Source organism: Mesorhizobium sp. M4B.F.Ca.ET.089.01.1.1 (assembly GCF_004022605.1).
Lineage (GTDB): Bacteria > Pseudomonadota > Alphaproteobacteria > Rhizobiales > Rhizobiaceae > Mesorhizobium > Mesorhizobium abyssinicae.
This window is the reverse complement of record NZ_RZOS01000580.1, coordinates 1-3,045: the sequence shown is the minus strand read 5'-3', so window position 1 is coordinate 3,045 and position 3,045 is coordinate 1. Positions and strand designations below refer to the sequence as shown.

Genomic DNA, 3,045 nt, shown 5'->3' with positions numbered 1-3,045 from the left:
GACCGGCGGGTCGCCACCACGGTCGAGTATCGCGGCATACTCGACGTCGACGGCGAATTGGCCGCTGCCGATGCCGAGGGGCTCTATCGGCTGCTTGTCGCGCGCGGCGTTGTCGCCGATCCCGCCTTGGCCACGCCCGGCGCCTTCACCGGCACCGTGGCGCCGCTGGAAAACATCGACATGATGCCGGCGCCGAAGGGTGGCGCGGTCGTCTATGACGTGAAGCCCGGCGACCGCGTCGCCAAGGGAGCGCGGCTCGCCAAAATCGTCTACGCCCCGGGCGAAACGGGCGGCAGCACGGAAGTGTTCGCGCCCCAGGCCGGCCTTATCCTGACCAGGCGTTCGCGGCGCATCATCCGCGCCGGCGAAGACCTTCTGAAGCTGGTCGGCGACAAAAGGAGCGACGACGCAAGGTCGGGAACGCTGGAGGACTGAGAGAGGCAGGCCCTTTACCAGCTTCGTGGAATCCAGTTGCGCGGCCGTTCATTCGCCGCTATGGGAATCCCATGAACATGCGCTCGAACAAGACTGTTTGGTGGTGGGCTCGCTGACAGCGGCCTGTTCGAACGCGTGCGCGTGAATAGAGAGGGTGGCCGCAACGGAATGTCCGGGCGGCCATTTGTTTTTTAAGCCATTCCCGGGTCCGTTGCCCAAAACGCTGATGGAGACGGCAATGACGACAAAAGTTCTGGACAACGGGGCCGAGCGCTTCGTCACCGCCGGCGGCGTGACGATAACGCGCGAGCGCCACGACCGGCCCTATGACGGGGCGATCGACGCCTATGTCGATGGCCTCAATTCGCGGCGCGGCGCGGTGTTCTCCTCGAACTACGAATATCCGGGCCGCTACACGCGCTGGGACACCGCCATCATCGACCCGCCGCTGGTGATCTCGGCGCGCGGCCGCGCCATGCGCATCGAGGCGCTAAACGGCCGTGGCGAGGCGCTGCTGCCGGTGATCGGCAAGACGCTCGCGGGATTAAGCGAGGTAACGATCGCCGAGTCCACGAGGAAGCTCATTCGCCTCGATGTGGCAAAGCCCGGCCGTGTCTTCACCGAGGAAGAGCGCAGCCGCGTGCCTTCGGTGTTCACGGTGCTGCGCGCCATCACCGCCCTGTTCAAGACCGAGGAAGACGCCAATCTCGGGCTTTATGGCGCCTTCGGCTACGACCTCGCCTTCCAGTTCGACCCGGTCGACTACAAGCTCGAGCGCAAGGACAGCCAGCGCGACCTGGTGCTGTTCCTGCCCGACGAGATCCTGGTCGTCGACCACTATTCGACCAAGGCCTGGACCGATCGCTACGACTATTCCGGCGAGGGATTTTCGACCGAAGGCCTGGCCCGCGACGCCGCCGTCGAGCCGTTCAGGACTGCCGACCGCATCCCGCCGCGCGGCGATCACGAGCCCGGCGAATACGCCAATTTGGTGCGCCGGGCGATGGAGAGCTTCAAGCGCGGCGATCTGTTCGAGGTGGTGCCCGGCCAGATGTTCTACGAGCGCTGCGAGACCGAGCCTTCCGAGATCTCCCGTAAGCTGAAATCGATCAACCCGTCGCCCTATTCCTTCTTCATCAATCTCGGCGAGGGCGAATATCTGATCGGCGCCTCGCCGGAGATGTTCGTGCGCGTCAATGGCCGCCGCGTCGAGACCTGCCCGATCTCGGGCACGATCAAGCGCGGCGACGACGCCATTTCGGACTCCGAGCAGATCCTGAAGCTGCTCAACTCCAAGAAGGATGAGTCCGAGCTCACCATGTGCTCGGACGTCGACCGCAACGACAAATCTCGCGTCTGCGATCCGGGCTCGGTGCGTGTCATCGGCCGCCGCCAGATCGAGATGTATTCGCGCCTGATCCACACCGTCGACCATATCGAGGGGCGGCTGCGCGAGGGCATGGATGCCTTCGACGCCTTCCTGTCGCACGCCTGGGCGGTCACCGTCACCGGCGCGCCGAAGCTCTGGGCCATGCGCTTCATCGAACAGAACGAGAAGAGCCCGCGCGCCTGGTATGGCGGGGCGATCGGCATGGTCAACTTCAACGGCGACATGAACACCGGGCTGACGCTGCGCACCATCCGCATCAAGGACGGCATCGCCGAGGTGCGCGCCGGCGCCACGCTGCTCTTCGACAGCATTCCCGAGGAAGAAGAAGCCGAAACCGAATTGAAGGCATCCGCCATGCTCTCCGCCATCCGCGACGCCAAGACCGGCAATGCGGCCGGTGCCGAACGCGCCACCGCGCACGTCGGCGACGGCGTCAACATCCTGCTGGTCGACCACGAGGACTCCTTCGTCCATACGCTCGCCAACTACTTCCGCCAGACCGGCGCCAATGTCTCCACCGTGCGCACGCCGGTGCCGGAAGAGGTTTTCGAGCGGCTGAAGCCCGACCTCGTCGTGCTGTCGCCCGGACCCGGCACGCCGAAGGATTTCGACTGCGCCGCCACGATCAAGAAGGCGCGCGCCCGCGACCTGCCGATCTTCGGCGTCTGCCTCGGACTGCAGGCGCTGGCCGAGGCCTATGGCGGCGAGCTCAGGCAGTTGCACATTCCGATGCACGGCAAGCCGTCGCGCATCCGCGTCTCAAAGCCGGGCATCATCTTCTCCGGCCTGCCCAAGGAAGTGACCGTCGGCCGCTACCACTCGATCTTCGCCGATCCGGTGCGCCTGCCCGACGATTTCCTGGTCACCGCCGAGACCGAGGACGGCGTCATCATGGCCTTCGAGCACCGCAAGGAACCGATCGCCGCCGTGCAGTTCCACCCGGAATCGATCATGACGCTCGGCCACAATGCCGGCATGCGCATCATCGAGAACATCGTTGCGCATCTGCCGCGCAAGGCCAAGGAAAAGGCAGCCTAGCAGCGATGGCCGCAACGGAAGACATGGCGGCCGCGGCAAAAGCCGCAGCCAAGCGCAAGGTTGCCAGCCTTGCCTTCTGGTCGATCGTCATCGCCTTCCTGGTGATGGGGCTGAAGTTTGTCGCCTGGCAGATGACCGGCTCCGTCGCCCTCTATTCCGACGCGCTGGAATCGATCGTCAAC

General features: G+C 65.1%; 2 protein-coding genes and 1 pseudogene. All 3 read left to right on the top strand.

Features of this window, described 5'->3' with window-relative positions; genetic code table 11:
• Nucleotides 1–435, top strand: a 435-nt coding sequence (locus EN780_RS31000; RefSeq protein ID WP_189556880.1) for a succinylglutamate desuccinylase/aspartoacylase family protein, incomplete at its 5' end; no start/stop codon positions are given.
• Nucleotides 436–673: 238 nt separating this feature from the next.
• Nucleotides 674–2,863, top strand: coding sequence for an anthranilate synthase (locus EN780_RS30995; protein WP_127309608.1), 2,190 nt, complete (start codon nt 674–676; stop codon nt 2,861–2,863).
• 5 nt (nt 2,864–2,868) lie between these two features.
• Nucleotides 2,869–3,045: pseudogene (locus EN780_RS30990) on the top strand (cation-efflux pump); the annotation flags it as partial.